Source organism: Collimonas sp. OK607 (assembly GCF_900111995.1).
Taxonomy (GTDB): domain Bacteria; phylum Pseudomonadota; class Gammaproteobacteria; order Burkholderiales; family Burkholderiaceae_D; genus Collimonas.
The window spans coordinates 49967-70936 of sequence record NZ_FOKF01000001.1 but is presented as its reverse complement, the minus strand read 5'-3'; the positions used below and the strand labels follow the sequence as shown (position 1 = coordinate 70936).

Annotated in this window: 20 protein-coding genes; 4 read left to right on the top strand and 16 right to left on the bottom strand. The window is 55.8% G+C overall.

The features are described from left to right. Nucleotides 1-67: 67 nt before the first annotated feature. From phaR to phaC, 3 genes are all read right to left on the bottom strand, one after another. On the bottom strand, nucleotides 68-631 hold the full coding sequence (gene phaR / locus BM029_RS00330; RefSeq protein WP_092416180.1) for a polyhydroxyalkanoate synthesis repressor PhaR: 564 nt from the start codon (nucleotides 629-631) through the stop codon (nucleotides 68-70). Nucleotides 632-850: 219 nt separating this feature from the next. Beyond that, complete coding sequence (locus tag BM029_RS00325) at nucleotides 851-1591, bottom strand: 3-ketoacyl-ACP reductase (protein WP_092431575.1); 741 nt, start codon at nucleotides 1589-1591, stop codon at nucleotides 851-853. Nucleotides 1592-1729: 138 nt separating this feature from the next. Then, the gene (gene phaC / locus BM029_RS00320) at nucleotides 1730-3499 is read right to left on the bottom strand and encodes a class I poly(R)-hydroxyalkanoic acid synthase (RefSeq protein WP_092431573.1); all 1770 of its coding nucleotides are present in this window, start codon (nucleotides 3497-3499) and stop codon (nucleotides 1730-1732) included. A 68-nt stretch (nucleotides 3500-3567) separates the two neighbouring features. Between phaC and BM029_RS00315 the strand changes: the two genes are divergently transcribed. Then, nucleotides 3568-3828, top strand: coding sequence for a hypothetical protein (locus BM029_RS00315; RefSeq protein WP_092431568.1), 261 nt, complete (start codon nucleotides 3568-3570; stop codon nucleotides 3826-3828). 41 nt (nucleotides 3829-3869) lie between these two features. Here the strand turns inward: BM029_RS00315 and pgeF are convergent, their stop codons facing one another. Continuing rightward, nucleotides 3870-4661 carry a peptidoglycan editing factor PgeF gene (pgeF, locus tag BM029_RS00310; RefSeq protein ID WP_092431565.1) on the bottom strand — a complete coding sequence of 264 codons (792 nt, stop codon included), beginning with the start codon at nucleotides 4659-4661 and terminating at the stop codon, nucleotides 3870-3872. A 53-nt stretch (nucleotides 4662-4714) separates the two neighbouring features. Next, nucleotides 4715-5785 carry an RluA family pseudouridine synthase gene (locus BM029_RS00305; protein WP_092431562.1) on the bottom strand — a complete coding sequence of 357 codons (1071 nt, stop codon included), beginning with the start codon at nucleotides 5783-5785 and terminating at the stop codon, nucleotides 4715-4717. 67 nt (nucleotides 5786-5852) lie between these two features. Here BM029_RS00305 and BM029_RS00300 point away from each other — a divergent pair, with 67 nt between their 5' ends. Continuing rightward, a complete protein-coding gene (locus BM029_RS00300; protein WP_092431560.1) occupies nucleotides 5853-6674 on the top strand; it encodes an outer membrane protein assembly factor BamD in 822 nt (273 codons plus the stop codon). Nucleotides 6675-6776: 102 nt separating this feature from the next. Here BM029_RS00300 and BM029_RS00295 read toward each other — a convergent pair whose 3' ends face one another. The 4 genes from BM029_RS00295 to BM029_RS00280 form a co-directional block, all read right to left on the bottom strand. Further along, nucleotides 6777-7835 (bottom strand): glycosyltransferase family 4 protein, encoded by a 1059-nt coding sequence (locus BM029_RS00295; protein ID WP_092431557.1) that lies wholly within the window; start codon nucleotides 7833-7835, stop codon nucleotides 6777-6779. Further along, nucleotides 7817-8701, bottom strand: coding sequence for a UDP-2,3-diacylglucosamine diphosphatase (locus BM029_RS00290; RefSeq protein WP_092431554.1), 885 nt, complete (start codon nucleotides 8699-8701; stop codon nucleotides 7817-7819). Before BM029_RS00290 ends, BM029_RS00295 begins: the two co-directional genes overlap by 19 nt. Next, nucleotides 8698-9465 carry a GNAT family N-acetyltransferase gene (locus BM029_RS00285; protein ID WP_092431550.1) on the bottom strand — a complete coding sequence of 256 codons (768 nt, stop codon included), beginning with the start codon at nucleotides 9463-9465 and terminating at the stop codon, nucleotides 8698-8700. Before BM029_RS00285 ends, BM029_RS00290 begins: the two co-directional genes overlap by 4 nt. Nucleotides 9466-9719: 254 nt before the next feature. After that, complete coding sequence (locus tag BM029_RS00280) at nucleotides 9720-10256, bottom strand: hypothetical protein (protein WP_244544835.1); 537 nt, start codon at nucleotides 10254-10256, stop codon at nucleotides 9720-9722. Between the two features lie 172 nt (nucleotides 10257-10428). On the opposite strand from BM029_RS00280, the gene BM029_RS00275 reads away from it, so the two are divergent. Continuing rightward, the gene (locus tag BM029_RS00275; protein WP_244544834.1) at nucleotides 10429-11541 is read left to right on the top strand and encodes an ABC transporter substrate-binding protein; all 1113 of its coding nucleotides are present in this window, start codon (nucleotides 10429-10431) and stop codon (nucleotides 11539-11541) included. A 156-nt stretch (nucleotides 11542-11697) separates the two neighbouring features. On the opposite strand, the gene BM029_RS00270 is transcribed toward BM029_RS00275, so the two are convergent. The 3 genes from BM029_RS00270 to BM029_RS00260 all read right to left on the bottom strand — a co-directional run bounded on the left by BM029_RS00270 (nucleotide 11698) and on the right by BM029_RS00260 (nucleotide 15769). After that, nucleotides 11698-13152, bottom strand: coding sequence for a Ppx/GppA phosphatase family protein (locus BM029_RS00270; RefSeq protein ID WP_092431541.1), 1455 nt, complete (start codon nucleotides 13150-13152; stop codon nucleotides 11698-11700). A 235-nt stretch (nucleotides 13153-13387) separates the two neighbouring features. Beyond that, entirely contained in the window at nucleotides 13388-15430 is a 2043-nt protein-coding gene (locus BM029_RS00265; protein ID WP_092432006.1) for an ATP-dependent DNA helicase, read from the bottom strand. A gap of 132 nt (nucleotides 15431-15562) precedes the next feature. Next, nucleotides 15563-15769: a YdcH family protein gene (locus BM029_RS00260; RefSeq protein ID WP_170850937.1), complete on the bottom strand. Its 207-nt coding sequence runs from the start codon at nucleotides 15767-15769 to the stop codon at nucleotides 15563-15565. Between the two features lie 217 nt (nucleotides 15770-15986). On the opposite strand from BM029_RS00260, the gene BM029_RS00255 reads away from it, so the two are divergent. Continuing rightward, on the top strand, nucleotides 15987-16793 hold the full coding sequence (locus BM029_RS00255; RefSeq protein ID WP_092431538.1) for a PP2C family protein-serine/threonine phosphatase: 807 nt from the start codon (nucleotides 15987-15989) through the stop codon (nucleotides 16791-16793). A 12-nt stretch (nucleotides 16794-16805) separates the two neighbouring features. Here the strand turns inward: BM029_RS00255 and BM029_RS00250 are convergent, their stop codons facing one another. The 4 genes from BM029_RS00250 to lpdA all read right to left on the bottom strand — a co-directional run bounded on the left by BM029_RS00250 (nucleotide 16806) and on the right by lpdA (nucleotide 20886). Continuing rightward, a complete protein-coding gene (locus tag BM029_RS00250) occupies nucleotides 16806-17675 on the bottom strand; it encodes a hypothetical protein (protein WP_092431534.1) in 870 nt (289 codons plus the stop codon). 69 nt (nucleotides 17676-17744) lie between these two features. Beyond that, complete coding sequence (gene zapE, locus BM029_RS00245; RefSeq protein WP_092431530.1) at nucleotides 17745-18842, bottom strand: cell division protein ZapE; 1098 nt, start codon at nucleotides 18840-18842, stop codon at nucleotides 17745-17747. A 188-nt stretch (nucleotides 18843-19030) separates the two neighbouring features. Further along, on the bottom strand, nucleotides 19031-19447 hold the full coding sequence (locus BM029_RS00240) for a hypothetical protein (protein ID WP_092431527.1): 417 nt from the start codon (nucleotides 19445-19447) through the stop codon (nucleotides 19031-19033). An 11-nt stretch (nucleotides 19448-19458) separates the two neighbouring features. Further along, nucleotides 19459-20886: a dihydrolipoyl dehydrogenase gene (gene lpdA, locus BM029_RS00235; RefSeq protein ID WP_092432004.1), complete on the bottom strand. Its 1428-nt coding sequence runs from the start codon at nucleotides 20884-20886 to the stop codon at nucleotides 19459-19461. Between the last annotated feature and the right edge of the window lie 84 nt (nucleotides 20887-20970).

The following is a 20970-nucleotide window of genomic DNA, read 5'->3' as shown; positions in this document are numbered from 1 at the left end:
TACCCCTTCCAATGCCATGGTTACCCTGCGCCGGTCTAAAACCTGCTACAGGGTGCACTCGGAATGATTATTTTTTTGTCTTGTCCGGCGGTGGCGGCGCAAACGGGAAGGTGCCGAACATGTTCTTGGTCTGGTTTTGCATCTGTTCCTGCATCTGGACGAACAAGCCTTTGCTCTGTTCGATGTAGTTGCTCATCATGCCCTGCATCATCGGTCCCTGGACATTCATGAACTGCGCCCACATCTCCGGGCTGAAAGGTTTGCCTTCGTAAAGCCCCTTGGAATTTTCAGTCAGCTTGTTCTGGATATCGATGAAAGCCTGGATATTTTTTTCCAGGTACGAGCCCATCATCCCCTGCATTGCGTGACCGTAGTAGCGAATGATTTGCGACAGCGCCGCACTGGAAAACATAGGAGTGCCGTTTGACTCTTCTTCCAGAATAATCTGCAGCAGGATGCTGCGCGTCAGATCGTCGTCGGTCTTGGCGTCCAGCACAACGAACTCCTCGTTGTCCAGCACCAGTTGCTTGACGTCTGCCAGGGTAATGTATGAACTGGTTTGCGTATCGTACAGGCGACGATTCGGATACTTCTTGATCAAACGTTCAGACATTTTTTTTGTAGTAGTCATTTCAGTCCCAGGTTGCTGCGCCCATAAGGCATTTTATATTTTCTACTTATTTGCTATTCGTGCAATCAGTTTTACTACAGAACATCCCTATTATATGCACGTGCAGCATCCATTGCAGGGAGTTTTATTGCATTGCAATAGAAACAAGCATTCCGATAAGCCGCGTGGATTGCAAACCCGCAAAACCGGCCTGCGACGCAATCCACGCGGAAACCGGCATTAGCCCATGTGCAGGCCGCCGTTCAAGGAGAAGTCGGAGCCTGTCGCATAACCGCCCTCGTCCGACACGATCCAGGAGATGATGGAAGCGATTTCCTCAGGCTCACCCAGACGCTTTACCGGAATCCCGGCAACGATCTTTTCCAGCACGTCCGGCCGGATCGAACGCACCATATCGGTACCGACATAGCCTGGAGATACCGTATTGACGGTAACGCCCTTGGTCGCCACTTCCTGCGCCAGCGCCATCGTAAAGCCGTGAATCCCCGCTTTGGCAGTCGAATAGTTGGTCTGGCCGAACTGGCCCTTTTGGCCGTTCACCGATGAAATATTGACAATCCGACCCCAGCCGCGATCCGCCATGCCGTCGATGACCTGCTTGGTGACGTTGAACAGCGAGTTCAGATTGGTATCGATGACCGCATCCCAATCGCTTTTGGACATCTTGCGGAACTGGCCGTCACGTGTAATGCCGGCATTGTTGATGAGGATATCGACTTCGCCGATTTCAGCCTTGACCTTCTCAAATGCCGCCTTGGTCGATTCCCAGTCAGAGACATTGCCTTCTGAAGCGTGAATATCGAAACCCTTGGCCCGCATGTCGGCCAGCCATTTATCCTTGCGCGTAGAATTCGGTCCGCAGCCGGCGACCACGGTAAAACCATCTGTGCAAAGGCGAGTACAAATTGGGGTACCGATGCCGCCCATTCCCCCGGTTACATAAACGATTCGCTTTGCCATCTTTGTCTCCTTCAAAAAAACAATTCAGAAAATCCATCTACGTCTATGTTGCTGCCTATCCCGCAGTCTTACCGCTGCATCTTGCCTTATCTTAATGCTTTATTCCGTTGCGTTATCCAGTTGCCTTATTCCACTACCCTATTCCGCCCTCACTTTGACATACCGTCCCGGCGCCGGTTCGATGACGCCGTACGTGGCATTTCCTAATTTGCGCGGCGCGGCCACTTGTTTTCCCGCATGCCCGGATAAAAATTCCGCCCACTCTGTCCACCAGCTGCCCGGATGCTCGACCGCCGCCGCCAGCCAGGTTTCGGCATCCTTCGCAATTTTTTCGTTGGTCCAATAACTGCGCTTCTTTTTTGCCGGGGGATTGATCACGCCAGCGATATGGCCCGAAGCGCCGAGCAAAAAGCGATTCTGTTTCGGCTTTTTTGGATTCAACAGAGAAGCCGAAGCATAGGCCGAAGTCCATGGCACGATATGATCTTCGCGCGACGCATAGATAAAGGTCGGCGCGTCGATCTTGCCAAGGTCGATTTTCTGCCCGCCCACCGTTAGCTTGCCGGCATCTTTCAAGGAATTATCCAGATACATGTTGCGCAGGTAGTAGCAAAACATCGGGCCTGGTAAATTGGTGCTGTCGGCATTCCAGTACAACAAATCGAAGGCGGCCGGCTGCTCGCCCTTGAGATAATTCGATTCGACATAGTTCCATAGCAAGTCATTAGGTCGCAAGCTGGAAAAGGCCGAGCCGAATTCGCGTCCGGGCATCAAGCCGCCGTGGCCGATGGCTTGTTCCCGCATGCGTATCTGCATGTCGTCGATATACACGTCCAGGATCCCTGTATCGCTAAAATCCAGCAAGGCGGTCAGCAAGGTCAGGCTGGCAATCGGATTATCTTTTTCCGCCGCCAGTTTTGCCAGGGCGGTCGACAGGATTGTGCCGCCGACACAAAAACCGAGCGTATTGATCTTGTCCTGGCCGGATATATCCTGCGCCGCCCGGATTGCCCTAATTGCACCGTCGACTATGTATTGATCCCAGGTCGTATGCGCCATCGACTCATCGGCGTTGCGCCAGGAAACCAGGAACACACTGTGTCCTTGCTCGACCGCATAGCGCACCAGCGAGTTTTGCGGCTGCAAATCCATAATGTAGAATTTGTTGATACACGGCGGTACGATCAGCAGCGGCCGCTGATACACCTTGGGGGTGAGCGGCTGGTATTGAATCAGTTGAAACAGGTCGTTCTCAAATACCACCGCACCTTCAGTGGTGGCCACATCCACGCCGACTTCGAACGCGGACTCATCGGTCTGCGACACCCGGCCCTTATGCATGTCCGCCAACATCTGGGAGATGCCTCTGGTCAGGCTCTCGCCATTGGTCTCGACAATTTTCTGCTGGGCCACCGGATTGGTTGCCAGGAAATTGGAAGGCGCCATGGCGTCAATCATCTGCTGCACCGTAAAGCCGATCTTGCGCTTCATCTTCGGCGGCGCATCGAGAGCCTCAACCATCGCGTTCAGGAAATGAGCGTTCAACAAATAAGCAGCCGCATTGAACGCATATACCGGATTGCCCTGCCAGGCCGCGGCACTGAAACGGCGATCGGCGATGGCAGGAATGCGCGCGGCCAGCATGTCCTGCCATAAGGCCGACAACCGTTGCGTGTATTCGACCTGCAGCTTTTCCAGCGCGGCCGGATCCAGCGAAATGCCAAGATCGCCCAGGCCCGCAGCGCCACCCTGCTTTTGCGCAGATGGATTGAGCAAACCCAGGAACACATTGGGATCGGCAACATGGCTAAGTTGCTGGAGGAATTGCGGATTGAAGGCTTGACTGAATTGTTGCGAGAGTTGCGACAATGCGGCGGGATCGAAAACAGAAAAATTAGGCGTATTCATGCGATGACCGTTGTTTTGGCTTATTTTCGTGTATCTTTTATCGGATTGACTCTACAGCAGGTACTTAAATGCATATCGTTGCCATCGCATGGATTTACGTCGTCTTCATGATGGCAATTACAGAAACTACCGCAGTCGCAGGCGTGATGACATTTTTGCTCTACGGTGTGCTTCCTTTGACAATTGTTTTATACCTGATGGGCACGCCGCAGCGCAAGAGAAATCGACAGCGCGCTGAAAATTCTGCCCGGCTCGCAGCACTACAAAAAGCTTCTGCCGCGGCTGCCACAGCCGCTCAGGCGCCTGCTCCCTCAGAAAAAATGGATTAATAAATTGCGTTGATCATTTCTGACAATGCATTTTAGCCATCTCATTTCAGCCAAATTAGCGAGGCCATGCGACCAGTCACATGATCTCTACGATAAGAATAAAAATTTCTGTCGCTGACCGTGCATAACCCCCCGCCATGAATATGGCGCACGTCCGCCTGATGCAGGGCGAGCCGCGCCAGCTGATAAATATCCGCCAGATATTTACCTGGCCGTTGAGCGATGGGCGTAAAGCACGCCTGGATCTGCGCCAGACTTTGCGGTTGCGTCTGGCCGGACTCTGCAGCCTCGACAAATGCGGCAAGAACATCGGCGCCGACCTCGAATCGTTCAGGGCCGATAGCTGCGCCAAGCCAAGCCGAAATCGGCCCGGCGCCGGCAGCTCTCATGCGCGCCACCGTGTTTTGCAACACCCCGCCCACCAGGCCGCGCCAGCCGGCATGTGCTGCGCCGACTACGCCGCCATTCGAATCGGCGAACAATACCGGCAGACAATCGGCAGTCTGTATCGCACACACCACGCCTGCCCGGGTGGCAATTGCCGCATCTGCTTCGGCACCAACTATGGCGCCGCCGCCGAAGCCGTCAGCATCAATCACATGATGGCCATGTACCTGCGACAGCCAGACTGGCGACGCCGGCAGCAGCATGTCCAGGCGGGCACGGTTGCGTTCTACGTCTTGCAGCAGATCGCCGACGTGGGTACCGAGATTCAGGCCGCCGCCTCCATTGCCATCATCATAAGGAGCACGACTGAAACCGCCGCTACGCAAGGTAGCAAAAGCACCAACATTTGGCGGCAGTCCGGGCCAGTCCGGAATAATTAATTGCATGTACCGAAATTCCCCTTGGTTTCATTACAACAGATCAGCAAAGCCAGGACCAGTTACGCTGATTCAGGCTCGCTCATGCCGGCGCGCGCCAGCAGCGCGGCAAAATCGTCCGGCAGCGGCGCAAACCATTCGCAGGCCTTGCCGGTCGCCGGATGAAGCAAACCCAGACGAGATGCATGCAATGCCTGACGCGGGAAAGCCGGCATCAAATGTTGCTTTCCATACAAGGCATCGCCAACCAGTGAAAAGCCGAGAGACTGCATATGGACGCGAATCTGGTGCGTGCGCCCGGTTTCCAGTCGACAACCCATCAAACTGACCGGACGGCGCTCCAGCAAGCCGGTGGCCAGCCGCTGGTAATGCGTGATGGCCGGTTTGGCAATCAAACTTTCCGATACTGCCATCTTGATACGGTCGCGCGGGTGGCGCGCCATGGCGACATCCACGGTTCCGTTCAGTTGCGGCGAGCCCCATACCAGCGCCAGGTACTGGCGCTTGACGGTACGGGCCTGCAGCTGGCGCACCAGATCAGTCTGCGCTTCCAGCGTTTTGGCAACCACCATCAAGCCGCTGGTATCCTTGTCCAGACGATGCACGATACCGGCGCGCGGCACCCCGACCAGTGACGGCCAGCGAAACAGCAAGCCGTTCAGCAAGGTTCCCGACCAGTTGCCGGCGGCAGGATGCACCACCAGCCCGGCCGGCTTGTTGATGACGATGATGGCGGCATCTTCATAAACTATATCCAGCGGCATGTCTTCCGCCTTGAATGCCTGCTCGTCAGGCGCCGGCTGCGGCAGCACAATCACGGTTTCATCGCCGTAAGTGGTCATTTTCGTGGTGCCGGGCTTGCCGTCCACGGTGACGTGGCCGGCCTCTATCCATTGCTGGATACGGCTACGCGAATATTGCGGCACCAGGCTTGAAACTACTTTATCCAGACGTGTACCGCACACATCCGGCGTCAATTGCAGTACTATCGGCGCGCTGGCTGTTGCAGCATCGCCGTCGTCGACGCTGTCATCGACGCCGTCATCAATATCGTCGATATTGGCCACTAAATCAGCATCAGGCAGACTTTCAGCCAAATTTGGCTTGGTAAATGACATCACTTGAAGTCCCATCAGCTATAATCAATCGTTGTTAATACACGCAAACTACACGCAAACACGCGCAATCTTGCAAACCACTATGCAAAAAAGACTCTTAAAACTAGCTGCTGTCGCATTCGCTCTATCCTTATCTGCGTGTGGCTTATTGCCAGACAAAGTCGATGAAACCGCAAACTGGTCCGCCCCCCGATTATACTCGGAGGCCAAGGATGAAATGAACAGCGGCGGCTACGATAAGGCAATTAAGTACTTTGAAAAGCTGGAATCGCGTTATCCGTTCGGCACTTACGCGCAACAGGCGCAAATGGATATCGCTTATGCGCACTATCGGCAAGGCGAGCAGCCAGAGGCGTTGGCGGCAATTGACCGCTTCATCAAATTGCATCCGAATCACCCTAACGTAGACTATATGTACTACCTGCGGGGCCTGGTCAACTTCAATGACAAGATCAGTATTTTCGATTTCCTGTCTAGCGAAGATGCTACCGAGCGCGATCCAAAAGCTGCACGCGATGCATTCGATGCCTTCAAGCAAGTGGTTGTCCGCTTCCCGGACAGTACCTACGCACCCGATTCGCTGGCACGTATGAAGTATCTGGTGAATGCGCTGGCGCAATATGACGTCCACGTCGCCGGTTATTACTATCGTCGCGGGGCATATGTGGCGTCTGCCAATCGCGCTCAAAGCGCCATCCAGGAATATCGCGATGCGCCAGCGGTTGAGGAAGCACTGCATATCATGGTGCAATCTTACGACGCACTGGGTCTCAAGCAGTTGCGCGACGATTCCGAACGCGTACTGAAGAAAACCTACCCGAACAGCAAGTATGTCGGCGGTACCGGTACAGCTACCGAAAAAGTCCAGTTCGCGAAGGCTCGTCCTTGGTGGAAATTCTGGTAACAAGTAGTTCGCACGAAAAAAAAACCTCGCACTGCGAGGTTTTTTTATGGCGATTAGCCGGAGCAGCAAGCTGGTACTCCAGGGTTGCACACCAAGGCGGAGCTACAAACCCGATACCGGCCGCGATCTTCTCGCCAGCAGATTCGCGGGACGGGCTTTCACGCAGTGGATTTGAAACAAATGCTGCTGGAACTGCTGGGTTGCAATTTCCCAGGAATATTCCAGCGCATGCTTTCGCACCTCATGCCGATCCAGATCCAGGGCTCGCAGGCAAGCCGAAGCCAGGTCGACATCCAGTATCCCCGAGCGGCCATGCGCCACAACGTCCAGCGGGCCTGCCACCGGATAGGCCGCAACCGGAACGCCGCACGCCATAGCCTCCACCATGACCAGGCCGAAGGTATCGGTATGACTGGGAAATACCATGACATCGGCGCAGTTGTAGTACGACGTGAGTTCATGGTGCGGTTTCGCCCCCAGAAACTGCACCTGCGGATAGCGTTGCTGCAATTCTTCACGTAACGGGCCGTCGCCGATCACCCATTTGCTACCCGGCAGATCGACTTGCAAGAAAGATTCGATATTCTTTTCCACCGCGACCCGGCCGACATACAAATACAAAGGGCGCGCGATACAGGCATGATCCTCATCCACCGGCTTGAATCGCTCGGTATCGACTCCCCGGCCCCACAGTACCAGATGGCGAAAGCCACGCTGCTCCAACTCCCTGAGCACATGCGGAGTGGGCACCATCACTGCTTTTGAAGGGCCGTGGAACCAGCGTAGCCAACGATAAGTCAGTGCCTTCGGCAAGATCGAACGTGCGCTCAGGTACTCGGGGAAACGGGTATGGTAAGCGGTCGTGAAACCGATCCCCTGGCGCAGGCAAAATCGCCTGGCGGCCAGCCCCATCGGCCCTTCGGTCGAGATATGGATGCAGTCCGGCGCGAACGCTTTCAGGCTGGCAGCGATCCTGGCGTATGGTTTGTAGGCCAGGCGAATTTCCGGATAAGTAGGACAGGCAAAGGTTGGAAAATCGTCGGGATTGAGCAGCAATACGTCGTGGCCGTTCTGGCGCAAACAAGCGCTGGTGGCGCGTAACGTATTGACTACTCCGTTTATTTGCGATTGCCCCGCGTCAGTTACGATGGCAATTCGCATAATTCACGGGCCCGGTTGCCGGACACTGCATTCTTTTGTTGCATGATTTCCTGCCAGGTTACCAGGCGCAGTTCGCCGCTGGCTTCTTCCACCAGCGCCGACAAGCTTTCCACCCAGTCGCCGTCGTTACAATATTTAATGCCGTCGATGTCGCGAATTTCAGGTTTATGGATATGGCCGCAAATGACGCCGTCCAAACCTTTCTTTTTTGCTTCCGCCGCCAATGCATCTTCAAACGAAGAAATATAATTCACTGCGTTTTTTACCTTCAATTTCAAATATTGCGATAGCGACCAGTAGGGCAAACCGGCACGTGCGCGCCAGCCGTTGAACCATTGATTGAATTTCAGGATCACGGTATACAAACCATCGCCTACATATGCCAGCCATTTGGCGCAGGCGATCACGCCATCGAAACGATCACCGTGCAACACCAGCATGCGTTTGCCTTGCGCGGTGGTATGCACCAATTCATCGCGAATCCGGATACCGCCAAAGTCCAGATCGATGAATTGGCGCACAGCCTCATCGTGATTACCGGGAACGAAAATCACCTCGGTTCCCTTGCGCGCTTTTTTCAACACCGTTTGCACCACGTTGTTGTGTACCTGGTCCCAATACCAGCGACGCTTCAGTTGCCAGCCATCGATGATATCGCCGACCAGGTATAAGGTATCGGATTCGGTCGCGCGCAAAAACTCCAGTAGGCGAGCAGCCTGGCAGCCTGTGGTTCCCAGGTGAACGTCGGAAATCCAGATGGTGCGAAAGCGGATCGGGTCGCGCTTCGAACCGGATCCGTTGCCGGGAACGGCGTCATCCAGCGAACGGAACAGCGCCGCATCCAGGAACTGCTCGCCCGGCTTCATGCCGCCCTCGTTTCTTTAAGATAGTGGCGAGCGTAGCGCTGGTCCAGCTTGGACAGAGGCAGCAGCAGGAAGAAATCGGCCGAATGGAAATCGGGATCCCAGGCCGGGTCGCCGCAGACCCAGGCGCCGCTGCGCAAATATCCTTTTAACAGCGGCGGCATCTGCGCCACGTGGCCGGCTTCGCGCTCATAGACCGGAAACGGCACGTGCGGCGTAACCCGGTACTCGGCCGGCGAAAAATTGTCTTGATCAAGAGCGTGATACAAAGCCGCCGCGTTATGGCCGCCATCGGCCAGGCTGACGCTGGCGCAGCCCATCAGGTAATCGCATCGCTCGCGCCGCATGAACGCCGCCAGGCCCGCCCACAGCAGCATGATGACGCTGCCGCTACGGTAAGCAGGATCGATGCAGGCACGTCCGGCTTCTGCGATCCTGTCGCGCAGATTATCGAGCCGGCCGAGATCGAATTCCTGCTCCGAATAATAACGCCCCATGCGCCGTGCAGCATGCGGGCTCATGACACGATAAGTACCAACCACGCGCAAGGTATTGGTATCGCGGACGATCAGGTGATCGCAATATGAATCGAATTCGTCGCTATCCAGGCCTTCTGCGTTAGCCAGCGTAGACAAGCCCATCGCCTCGATAAAAACCTTATACCGCAGGCGTTGCACTTCGCGCACTTCTTCCGGCGTACTGGCAAGACTAACTGTCAGCTTGGAAACACTAGGACTTGCTTCGCCAGGATTCGTAAGTAGTTGCATTCATCGTCCTTTCTGATTGTGACGATGACAAGCCTAACCACAGATTACTTCAAGAAAATGACAGGTTTATTTCGGTTCCATGACATAGCAACAGTGTCGAAAATGCAATTTCCATCACGTCAGTTTTGATATTTCCAGACAACTTGCCAACAAAAAAACGGGGCACGGATTTGCACGACGACTCAACCTGTCATCGTGCAAATCCGTGCCCCGCGAACCCCTTTTGCCGAACCGCTGAACGCAGCGGTTCTGTCTTATTTTTCTTTCTTCGGACGACCTGCCTTCACCGGCGGCAGGCTGGCCACGGCCAGTTTCAGACTTGCCAGATCCAGCTCGCGGATCAAGGCAACGCCAACGCGCAACAGTTCGCTCTTCTTCACTTCCAGGCCGGCTTTCAAGAAAGTCTTCTTGACGTCGCCCAGGACTTGATACTCGTCGGCAGGCATGGTGAAGCTATCGCGCACCAGCTTGGCTTTTTTTACCTTGGCCTTGACGTCAGGCAGGGATTTGATGCTGGGAGCCGATTTGCTGACAGGCAGTGCCGGTTTTGCTGTAAGCGGCTTGGTGACGAGCAAAGGCTTCGATTGTGGTTTCACTGTTGCTTTCACTGTTGGTTTCACTGTTGGTTTCACAGCCGGTTTCACTACAGCTTTAGCGGCTGGTTTAATTGCCGACGTAGCCTTCGGACCTGGCTTGACGGCAGAGCGCGCTGCCGGCTTCTTGACTGCACGCTTCACCGCAGGACTCGCAGCTGGTTTCGCACCTGTTTTTACATTTTTACCGGTAACCATTCAACTCTCCATAATTAAATCGTATAAATAATATATACAATTATTCAATCATCAGCAAGAACAGCCTCACAAACGAAACAAATTCAGCAACAAATTCATCAAGCCGTCACAATTTACAACCAGAATCGCGACTCCTCCACCGCCATTTTTCGACTTTCCAATGAACTTAAACTTGAATCGCTTTTTGTGCAAGTCTCTGGTCGCTCTCGCACTGTGCGTGCCGTTGCTGGGAAATGCTGCCGCTGAGGCTATTGTGATCGGCCAGGCCATCGATTTGTCAGGACCGAATGCGGACCTGGGGCGCGATTATGTCGCCGGCATCAAGACTTATTTTGACGTTCTCAATGCGAAAGGTGGACTCAACGGCCGCCACATCCAATATCTGGTACGCGACGACCGCGGCCAGGCCGACCTGGCTGTGAAGGCAGTAAACGAACTGATCACCCAGGCCCATGTCGCTTATTTGTTTGGCGGTGTCGGCGACGATGTTACCAAGGCGGTGCTGGACTCGGCAGAATTCAAACGCAGCAGCTTGACGTTATACGCGCCATTGGCTGGGGCCGATTATCAGAAAGATGCCAAGGTCTTGTTCTGGCGCCCTAGCTACCAGCAGGAAATCCGTCATATATTTTCCCATTTCGACAAGCTTGGCGTCAAAAATGTGGGGGTCGTAGTTCAAGATTCAGCCGCCACGACAGACGCCTATCGTCGACTCACAGATCAGATGCGGGAAAGCGGCATCAAGCTTAGCGGCACCGTCCACCTGGGCAATGATCTTGCAAAAATGCGTAATGAGACAGTACAACTGGCCGCTGCCAAGCCAGGTTTTGTGATCATGATCGCGGACACGGTGAACGCTGGCGTATTCCTGAAGGAATTTCGCAAACTTGCGCCGCAAACCTTTGTCGCCGGCTCATCACTCACCAACCTGACCACGTTGCGCCAGCTGGCAGGCGGCAAAGCCGTGGAATGGACGGTATTTTCGCAAGTCGTTCCCAATCCCAACATCGGCAGTTCTTCGATACAGCTTGAACATTTGAACATGATGCGGAAGTACCGCGACGAGCCGGTGTCGGCATTGACGCTGGAAGGGTTCACCGCAGCCAAATCGTGGACACGGCTGCTGCCAGCCGGTAAAAGAGTCGCCGGCCAGCCGGAATACACGATTCCCGGCGGCGGTTTTGATATCGGCGGATATGTCGTGGGCGAAGCAGCCAACAGCAACCACCTCTCCAGCTACGTGGATATGGCGCTGTTTAACAAGGCTAACGGGTTGACTTACTGAGAGTGTTTACCGTAGGGTGGGCAAGGTTTTTGCCCACGCGTGACCGCGATAACCGGAGTACAAACCCGCGTGGCACGGAAATAGGCATGTACGTGAAGCGAGTTCCGCGTGGGCACAAAGGCGTGCCCACCCTACGATTTGCAGCGGTAGCCTGCTTCAGGTCCGGCGAATGGCAAAATCGACGCCAATCTCGCGCCACCAGTCTTGCTCCTTGGTCATCCAGTAACTCGCTGTCGGGTGATCCTCAATCCAGTCGCGCTTGATATCGAGCTCGATCTTGCTCTTCATCTTCAAGCGCAACTCATCCAGATCGACTTCGATCCGCGAATGCAGGAACATCACTGCCAGGCGCAAAGCCAGCACCGCCTTGGAAAAATCCGGATCCAGCAGTGCATCGCTGATCTTCCGCAGATTTCCCTTCTGACCGAGTATCAACATGCTCATCGCACGCTGTTCACGGGTGGTAAAACCGGACAGGTCGGCATTTTCGATCAGGTAGGCCGCATGCTTGTGATAGCCGCTTTGCGACACCACCAGTCCGACTTCGTGCAGCAAGGCGCTCCAGTGCAAATACTGGCTGAGGCCATCGCTGGTTGGTTTGAGCATCTCAAACAGGGAGGTCGCCGTTTCGGCAACCCGGCTTGCGCGTAATTGATCTACGTGAAAACGCTGTGAGAAATCGTGCACCGACTGATCGCGCCGGTCCAGGCGCGTGCCGCGCAGCTGCAGATCCCACATCACGCCCATGCGCAGGCCGGCTTCGATCGGCTGGATCACTTCGATGCCCAGCTCCTGCATCAGGCCGATCAATACCGCCAGACCGCCAACCATGACCGCAGCACGCTCCGGTTTCATACCTAGCAAATCGATACGGCTGACGTGGCCGAATTCGACGAATCGCGCCCGCAAGGCTTCCAGGCTGGTATACGACAGGCGGTGATCGCCCAGGCCGTTTTTTTCGATAGTCTCGGAAATCGCCCGGATGGTGCCGGAAGAACCGTAGGCGTGGCTCCAGTTTTGCGGACGATACGGCGGCGCCGCGTCTTCAAAATGGCTGCGGGCGGAAAGTACCGCGGCATCGTAAGCCTCTGCAGTGATCTGGCCGTCGGCAAAAAAAGCCAGGCTTTGATTGACGGTGCCGATGCCGAACGACTCGACCCGCTCGATCTGCTTGCCGCGCCCCAGGATCAGTTCGGTGGAACCGCCGCCGATGTCCAGCACCAGCCGCTTTTCATTTGGCAGGCGCAGCATGCTGGCAACGCCCATGTAAATTAGCCGCCCCTCTTCTTCGCCCGAAATGATTTCGATCGGGTAGCCGATGACCTGTTCGGCGATCGGCAGGAATTCTGCCGCGTTCTTGGCGACCCGCATCGTGTTGGTGGCCACGACCCGTACGGCCTCCAATTGATAGTCGGCCAGGATATTGCGGAAGCGCGACAGGGAGTCCAGCGCAACCTGCATCGCCTGTTCGGTCAGGTAGCCTTTGCTATCCAGGCCGGCAGCCAGTCGGATCGGGTCGCGCGCACTCTTGATGACGCGAATCGCATCACCATTGTATTTGCCTATGTGCAAACGGAAACTGTTGGACCCCAAATCCACTGCTGCAAACATTGCTTACCTTTATTATCCAAACGAACGTTCGACAAAAACCGGCGCCAGCCACCGGAAAACGCAAGCAGTGACAATAGACGCAGAGTATTACAAGTTGATGACAACTTAAGAAGAGGTGACCTTGGGCAGCTTAGCGATCGTAATCGAGCGCGCCAGCATCAATGTACCGCACCGCCCTGCCCGGTACAAGAGTGATAGCGCTATCTCACTCTTGTTCGGTCCCGATTAATCGCGATCAATCGGGCTCAATTGCATCGCCGCGCCAGAACGCCTTTACCGCATCCAGCTCCCGGGTCCGCTTGAACGGCGGTAAACTCTGCCAGATGCGCCGGCCGTAGCCTTTGGAAATCAGGCGTGGATCGCAAATCATCAAGACGCCACGATCGGCTTCATCGCGGATCAGACGGCCCGCGCCCTGCTTCAGGTTAATGATAGCCGCCGGCAGCTGGTGATGCATGAAACCGTTCATGCCCTTGGATTCCAGCGCTTCTATACGCGCCGCCAGGACCGGATCGTCCGGCGGTGAAAATGGCAGCTTGTCGATAATCACCAGGGACAATGCTTCGCCGCGCACATCGACACCTTCCCAGAAACTCTGGCTGCCGATCAGCACGGCGTTCCCGGCAGCGCGGAAACGGTCCAGCAGCTCGGTACGCCCGGCCTCGCCTTGCACCATCAGAGGGAAATCCAGATGGCGGGCTTCGAATTCCGCGCGTAATCGTTCGGCGGCGCGATTGACGGCGCGTATCGTCGTACACAACAGAAAAGCGCGGCCGCCCGAGGCTTCGATCACCGGCAGCGCGGCGTCGATGACGGCATCGGTATAGTCAGGCGAATTCGGCTGCGGCAGGTTCTGCGGCACGTATAGCAGGCCTTGCTCGCCATAATCGAAGGGGCTAGGCCAGGATTGGGCCGGCTCGTCCCACAAGCCCATTTGCGAGGCGTAATGCTGGAAATCGTTCTTCACTGCCAACGTGGCGGAGGTAAAAATCCAGGAACGGGCGACACCTTCACGCTGTTTATTAAAAATCGGCGCGATCGACAGCGGTGTCTGGTGCAATTGCAAGGAAGACGAAAAGGCTTCCACCCACAGCACGCTGCCTTCTTCGCCTTCAGCCTCGGCCGCCTTGGCTTTCTTTGCGCTCTTGCCGGTGCTGCCACTGCCGACACTTGGCGCGCTGTTCCAGCTGTCTAGCTGATGCCCCAGTTCCACTGCGCGGGTCCGGCACTGCTCGATGGTTTCCGCCCGTTCCGCCTGCTTTTCGAGGACGGCAAGCATGCTGTGCATTTGCGCCCGCAAGGTTTCCAGCGCCGGGAAGAATGCGCTCGATGCTGCAATCTGATTCACTGCCAGCCGGCCCCCTTCCTGCGGAAAGGTCAGCCGTAAATCGCGCGCGGCTTTTTCTACCGGCACCACTACTTGCCCCCAGTCGGCGCCATCGCGAGCATGCGACAAGCCTTCTGCCAGAACGTCACGGCACAACTCCAGGATTTGCGAAGTAGAGATGGTATTGCCAAAAAATAAAGTGGCCACTTCAGGCAGCTGGTGCGCTTCATCGAAAATGATGGTGTTCGCTGACGGCAGCAGTTCCGCGACACCCGTATCCTTCAAAGCCACATCGGCAAAGAACAGATGATGGTTGACCACCACCACATCAGCCTGCTGGGCCTCCTTGCGCGCCTTCATCACGAAACAGTCCTGGTAATACTGGCATTCAGCGCCCATGCAGGTATCGCGGGTCGAGGTCACCAGATTCCAGATCAACGCGGTTTCCGGCACCTTCGATAACTCGGCCTTGTCGCCGGATGAGGTGGTTTTCATGAAACGGGAAATTTCACGCAGGTAGCCGACGTCCTCACGCGAGGTCATGCGACCATTCTGCAGTGTCCGTTCCAGATGGAAATGGCAAACGTAATTGGCGCGCCCTTTCAGCAGCGCTACCGAGACCGGCGCACTGAGCGCCCTGCGCACGGTAGGAATGTCGCGCAAGAACAACTGGTCTTGCAAATTCTTGGTGCCGGTCGAGACGATCACCTTGCCACCCCACAGCAAGGCCGGCACCAGGTAGGCGAAAGTCTTGCCGGTGCCGGTGCCAGCCTCGGCAATCAAGGTTCTTTGCTGGGCGATGGCGTCGGCGATGGCTTTCGCCATTTCGGTTTGCGCCTGGCGCGGCCGAAAGCCGCCGACCGCCTGTCCAAGCGGGCCGGAACTGGCGAACAGACGATCGATATCGGCATCGTGGGCGCCGGGGGTTGCAGTTGCAATCCCAGTTGCAATCGCAGCCGGAGTTGCAACGGCAGTGGTACCGGACAACGCGCCTTCGGCAACAGGTGAGGATGTATCTTCGGTCAAGGTAACGTACTTAAAGCAGAGGCTGGGTAGCTATCCTACCAGCCTTGGGGTGAGCTATCAGGCAGGGATGTCGGGAATTAATTGCATTCTTAACAGCGTGATCTGGTCCTTGAGTTGCAATTTCCGTTTTTTCAGGCGGCGCAACTGCAATTCTTCATGCAAGACCTGATTCGTCATAGTATGAATAGCCGCATCCAGATCGCGATGTTCGACTTCAAGTTCTATAATGCGGCGCAGGATTTCTTCTCGATCAATCATAGTCATATCAATCACGGTCACATTCTAGTCTGATGATGGAGAATGTTAACATCTGGAAACACTTTTAAAATTTTTCCTGCGTATAATATTTCCCATCGACTTCTTACTGTACTACTGTATGCGAGTGGCTGTGAGTTGCGATGAACGCCAACCTCACGCCCTATCGAGGCCCGGCAAGCGCAGAATTACCCGGAACAGGATGCAGTTTAATCTACCCAGACGAATGAGCCAATACAAGATCGAAGCCGGCACCGGCCAACACATCGGCGACCGCCAGGAACAACAGGACCGCGCCGCATTATTTACCGCCCCCAAAGCACCGGGTTACATGATGGCGGTACTCGCCGACGGCATGGGTGGCCGCAGTGGTGGCGCATTGGCTGCCGAACAGGTGATTTGCACCGCCAAACAGATATTCGAGGGTTTCTCGCCGCTGACCGACAATGTCGAGGCGATGTTGCACAACATTGCGCTGGAAACCCACACGGTCATAAAGCTGAGCGGTTTTTCCAACGACAAGGACCCGCATACCACCATGGTGATCCTGGTGCTGTCGCCGGACGGCACTGCAACCTGGGGCCACGTCGGCGATTCGCGCCTGTACCGCTTCGAGGGGCCTAATTTTGCCGAGCACACCATCGACCATTCGTATGTCGAGAAACTGGTGGCCGAAGGCAAGCTGTCGCGCAACGAAGCGAAATCGCACAATCTGTCGAACATACTGTTGAATGCGCTCGGTTCCAGCACCGACACCCCCGCAGTCAGCATCGGCCGTCATACAGGCCTGACGGCTGGCGACTCCTTCCTGCTGTGCTCGGATGGGTTGTGGCACTACTTTACGGAAGATGAACTGGGTGCGGCCATCGCTATGAACAAGCCGCGCGACGCAGCCGAAATGCTGATCACCAAGACCCGCAAGCGGGCCGAGGGGCACGCCGGGGATAATTGCACCTTTGCGATCGTCAAACTGGTCGCGCTGCCCAAGGAAGCGCAGAACTACACCGTCAAGAAGATGCGCCGCGCGGTGTAATTCCTGCCTGCCTTACGGTGCTGACGCCGGTGCGGTACTGGCCGGCGGCGACGACGGTTTCGCCGCAGGTGCAACAGGGGCCGCCGGCGCGACCGGCACACCCGTTTCAGCCGCTTTCTTGTTTGCCAGATCCTTGGCTTTAGCAGCTTTGTTTGCGGCTACCTCTTTCTGACGCGCTACCGAATCCTGTCCCTTTTTCTCAAAAGCGGCAACATTGGCTGCACGTTGCGAGGCTTTGGCCGCCTCATCCTGCTGCGCCTTTTTTACCTTGGCGTTATGATCCGCCACGCGCTTGTCTGCCTCGCCCAGATGCTTGCGGGTATTGGCAGCCACTTCTTTTTCCTTGGCAGCGCCCTGCTTCACCTTGTCGGCGTTGCTCAGCTCTTTTTCTTTCTGATCTTGCGCTTTCTGCGCTGCTTCGGCCGGCTGCCCGGCATTGTGCACTTCCAGCGCCTTGTCGCGTTCATCGGCGCGGTCCTTGCGCAAGAAGGCGTTGGCGGTGATATCTACCGGACGGATCGTCTTCATCGCCAGGCGACGTTGCTCCTTGGCGGCATCCAGGCAATGGTTGACGAAGAACTTCGCGTAGCAGGCACGCCGCTGTTCCAGATCGCGCGCCTCGACTTCGGCCTTGGCATTAGCCACTTCGGTCAAGGCACGATTCGACGTTTCCACCGAATTCAGCGTTTCAAGCGGATAGCGTGCGCTCAGCTCGTCGGCAGGCTCGGCGACCGGCTTCAAAGGGACATCTGCGGCTTGCACGCCAGCGGACAGCGTCAGCAGCAACGCAGCAACGCCCAGCGCGACGGGGCGCTGAAGACGCGCCCGCACCTGTGATGACAATGACGACCACGGAGCCAAACTCAAAGAAGCAAATTCCACGTAAACCTGTCCATTTCTATACGTTATTTTTCAAACACCGCCGTTGCCCGCTCCCCACTCACGCTCGGCTCACACTATCGAGTCGGCTTCCGAGCGTCGTTCGCTATCCATGTACTCGCGCGACTGCATTTCCATGATACGCGATACGGTACGGTGAAACTCGTTGGCCAGCATGCCTTGCGTGTACAGCTCTTCGGGCGCCACCGCGGCCGACATGATCAACTTGATCTTGTGATCATAGAACACATCGATCAGCCAGGTAAACCGGCGCGCCTCTGACGACATCGCTGCCGACATTTGCGGAATACCGGACAATATCACCGTATGGAAGCGGCTGGCAATTTCCAGGTAATCGTTTTGCGAGCGCGGTCCGCCGCACAAGGTATTGAAATCGAACCAGATCACGCCGCCGGCTCGGCGCAAAGCCTTGATTTTACGTGCTTCGATATCGACGATAGGATCTTCGTCGGCAGTCTCGGCCACTCCGGCAAAAGCATGCCGCAAGGCGCGATCGGTGTCGGCGTTGAGCGGCGCATGGTAACTATCCACTTGCTCCAGGGCGCGCTTGCGGTAATCGATGCCGGCATCGATATTCATCACATCCAGGTTATCTTGCAATAACTTGATGGTCGGCAGCATGCGATCGCGATGCAAACCGTCCGGATACAGCGTGCTCGGCTCGTAATTCGAGGTCATGACAAATGACACGCCGTTATCGAACAAGGCTTTCAGCAGGTTATAGAGGATCATGGCGTCGGCGATATCGGAGACGTGAAACTCGTCAAAACAGATCAGCCGATACTTCCTGGCGACCCGCTTTGCCACCTCATCGAGAGGATCGGCAACGCCCTTGAGTTCATCCAGCTGCCGATGCACCGCCCGCATGAATTCGTGGAAATGCAGGCGGGTTTTACGCACCACCGGCACCACTGAATAAAAGCTGTCCATCAAAAACGATTTCCCGCGTCCGACCCCGCCCCACATGTACACGCCGCGCGGCACGTCAGGCCGGTTGATCAGACGTTTGAAGGAGTTGGAACGCTGCGCCTTGTACTCGACCCATTCATCATAAGACTGTTGCAGGCGATCGACTGCGCGCCGTTGCGCGTCATCGGCCTGGAAGCCCCTTTGCGTCAGTGCCTGTTCATAAAACTCTAAGACGTTCATTGTGTTTTCAATTCTTGATGAAAAGCTAAAACCGGTTTGTCGATCTCATGGATTGACAAAAAAATAATCATGCCCATCAGGGAAATTGCAAAATAAGCAAGCCACCAAAAATAAAAATGGGCGAGCCTCAGCTCACCCACTTCAATCCAGGCAACCGCCCTGACAACACCGTGACAACGACCCCGCAACTACGACCGCCCCATCTCTACCAGCACGCGGCTAGGATAAGCCTTCTCCTTGCCGCCGAAAGTCAGCGGCAGGTTAGCCCCCAGACCGAGGCCGACCGCACCGATGCCGCCACTGCCGCCGGTAGCGCCAATGCCGACACTAGGAGAATTCAATCCAGGCGGCGCCCGATACACCACTTCCGAGGTGCGATACCCTGGCTTGTCGCAAACCACATGCAGGTCACCGTCGGCTTCAACAATCAGGATATCGCCGGGTGTAACCACATTCCAGCGGCTGCTATCGGTTTTCACCACGCAGCGCGCGCCTTCCAGCTGCTGGCTGTCAGAGGTAGCCTGGATCACCACACGTCCGTTATCCGACGCTGTAGTCGCGCAACCGGACAGCGCAACGCCTAACAAAACGATCAGATAACGCATGTGCTTCTCCCTTAGAAATTCAGGGACCGTTTGTCGACTGCCAGCGCCGCTTCCTTGGTCGCTTCCGACAAGGATGGGTGCGCGTGACAGATGCGGGCGATATCTTCCGCTGATGCGCGGAATTCCATCGCCACCACGGCTTCTGAAATTAATTCTGATGCCATTGGGCCAACAATGTGAACGCCCAGGATTTCGTCAGTCTTGGCATCCGCCAGGAATTTGACCATACCCGAGGTATCCCCCAAAGCGCGTGCCCGCCCGTTCGCCAGGAATGGGAACGTACCAGCCTTATATGCTACTCCATCTGCCTTCAGTTGTTGTTCTGTCTTGCCAACCCAGGCTATTTCCGGCGAAGTATAGATCACCCATGGAATCGTATTGAAGTTAACGTGACCATGCTGTCCAGCAATACGCTCGGCTACCGCCACGCCTTCTTCTTCCGCTTTGTGCGCCAGCATCGGGCCGCGCACCACATCGCCAACCGCCCAGACGTTCGGCAAGTTAGTCTTGCAATCGCCGTCGACGGCGATAAAACCGCGCTCGTCCAGCTGCAAGCCAACGCCTTCGGCATTCAGGCCGATGGTGTTTGGCGTCCGGCCTATCGATACGATCAGTTTGTCGTACACCGCTTTTTGCGCTGCGCCGGTGGCATCGACATATTCTACTGTGACATCATTCTTGCCAGCCGTAATGGCGCCGATCGTGACACCCAGGCTGACCTTCAAGCCTTGCTTGGTGAAAAGTTTGGCGGCTTCCTTGGCGATCTGCTCGTCCACTGCGCCCAGGAAAGTCGGCAATGCTTCCAGTACGCTGACATCTGAGCCGAGACGGCGCCAGACGCTGCCCATTTCGAGGCCGATAACACCGGCGCCGATAACACCCAGTTTAGCCGGAACTGCTTCAATTGCCAGTGCGCCGGTGTTCGACAGAATCAGTTTTTCATCGAACGGCGTGCCTGGCAATGCACGGGCGTTGGAACCGGTAGCCACGATGATGTGCTTGGCTGTGATTGTTTCTTCGGTAGTACCGGCAACCTTGATTTCGTAAGCGCTGGCGTCGCCTTTGACGAACGAACCGCGGCCGTGGAAAAAGGTAACCTTGTTTTTCTTGAACAGGTACAAGATGCCTTCGTTGTTTTGCTTGACGACATTATCCTTGCGCGCCAGCATCTGTCCCAGGTTCAGCCCCAGGCCCTTGACTTCGATACCGTGGTCGGCGAATGCATGGCCGGCATGCTCGTAATGCTCAGACGATTGCAACAACGCTTTGGATGGAATGCAACCGACGTTGGTGCAAGTGCCGCCCGGCGCAGGACCGTTCTTGGCATTTTTCCATTCATCAATACATGCAGTATTGAAACCCAGTTGCGCGGCGCGAATTGCTGCAATATATCCGCCAGGACCGCCACCGATCACGACGACATCAAATTGTTTGCTCATTTCCATCCTTCGAGTTGTTGCCTTGCCGGTCGCGTATCACTCGTTGCCACTCATTGCCAACTTGTTGCCGACACATGCGGCGGA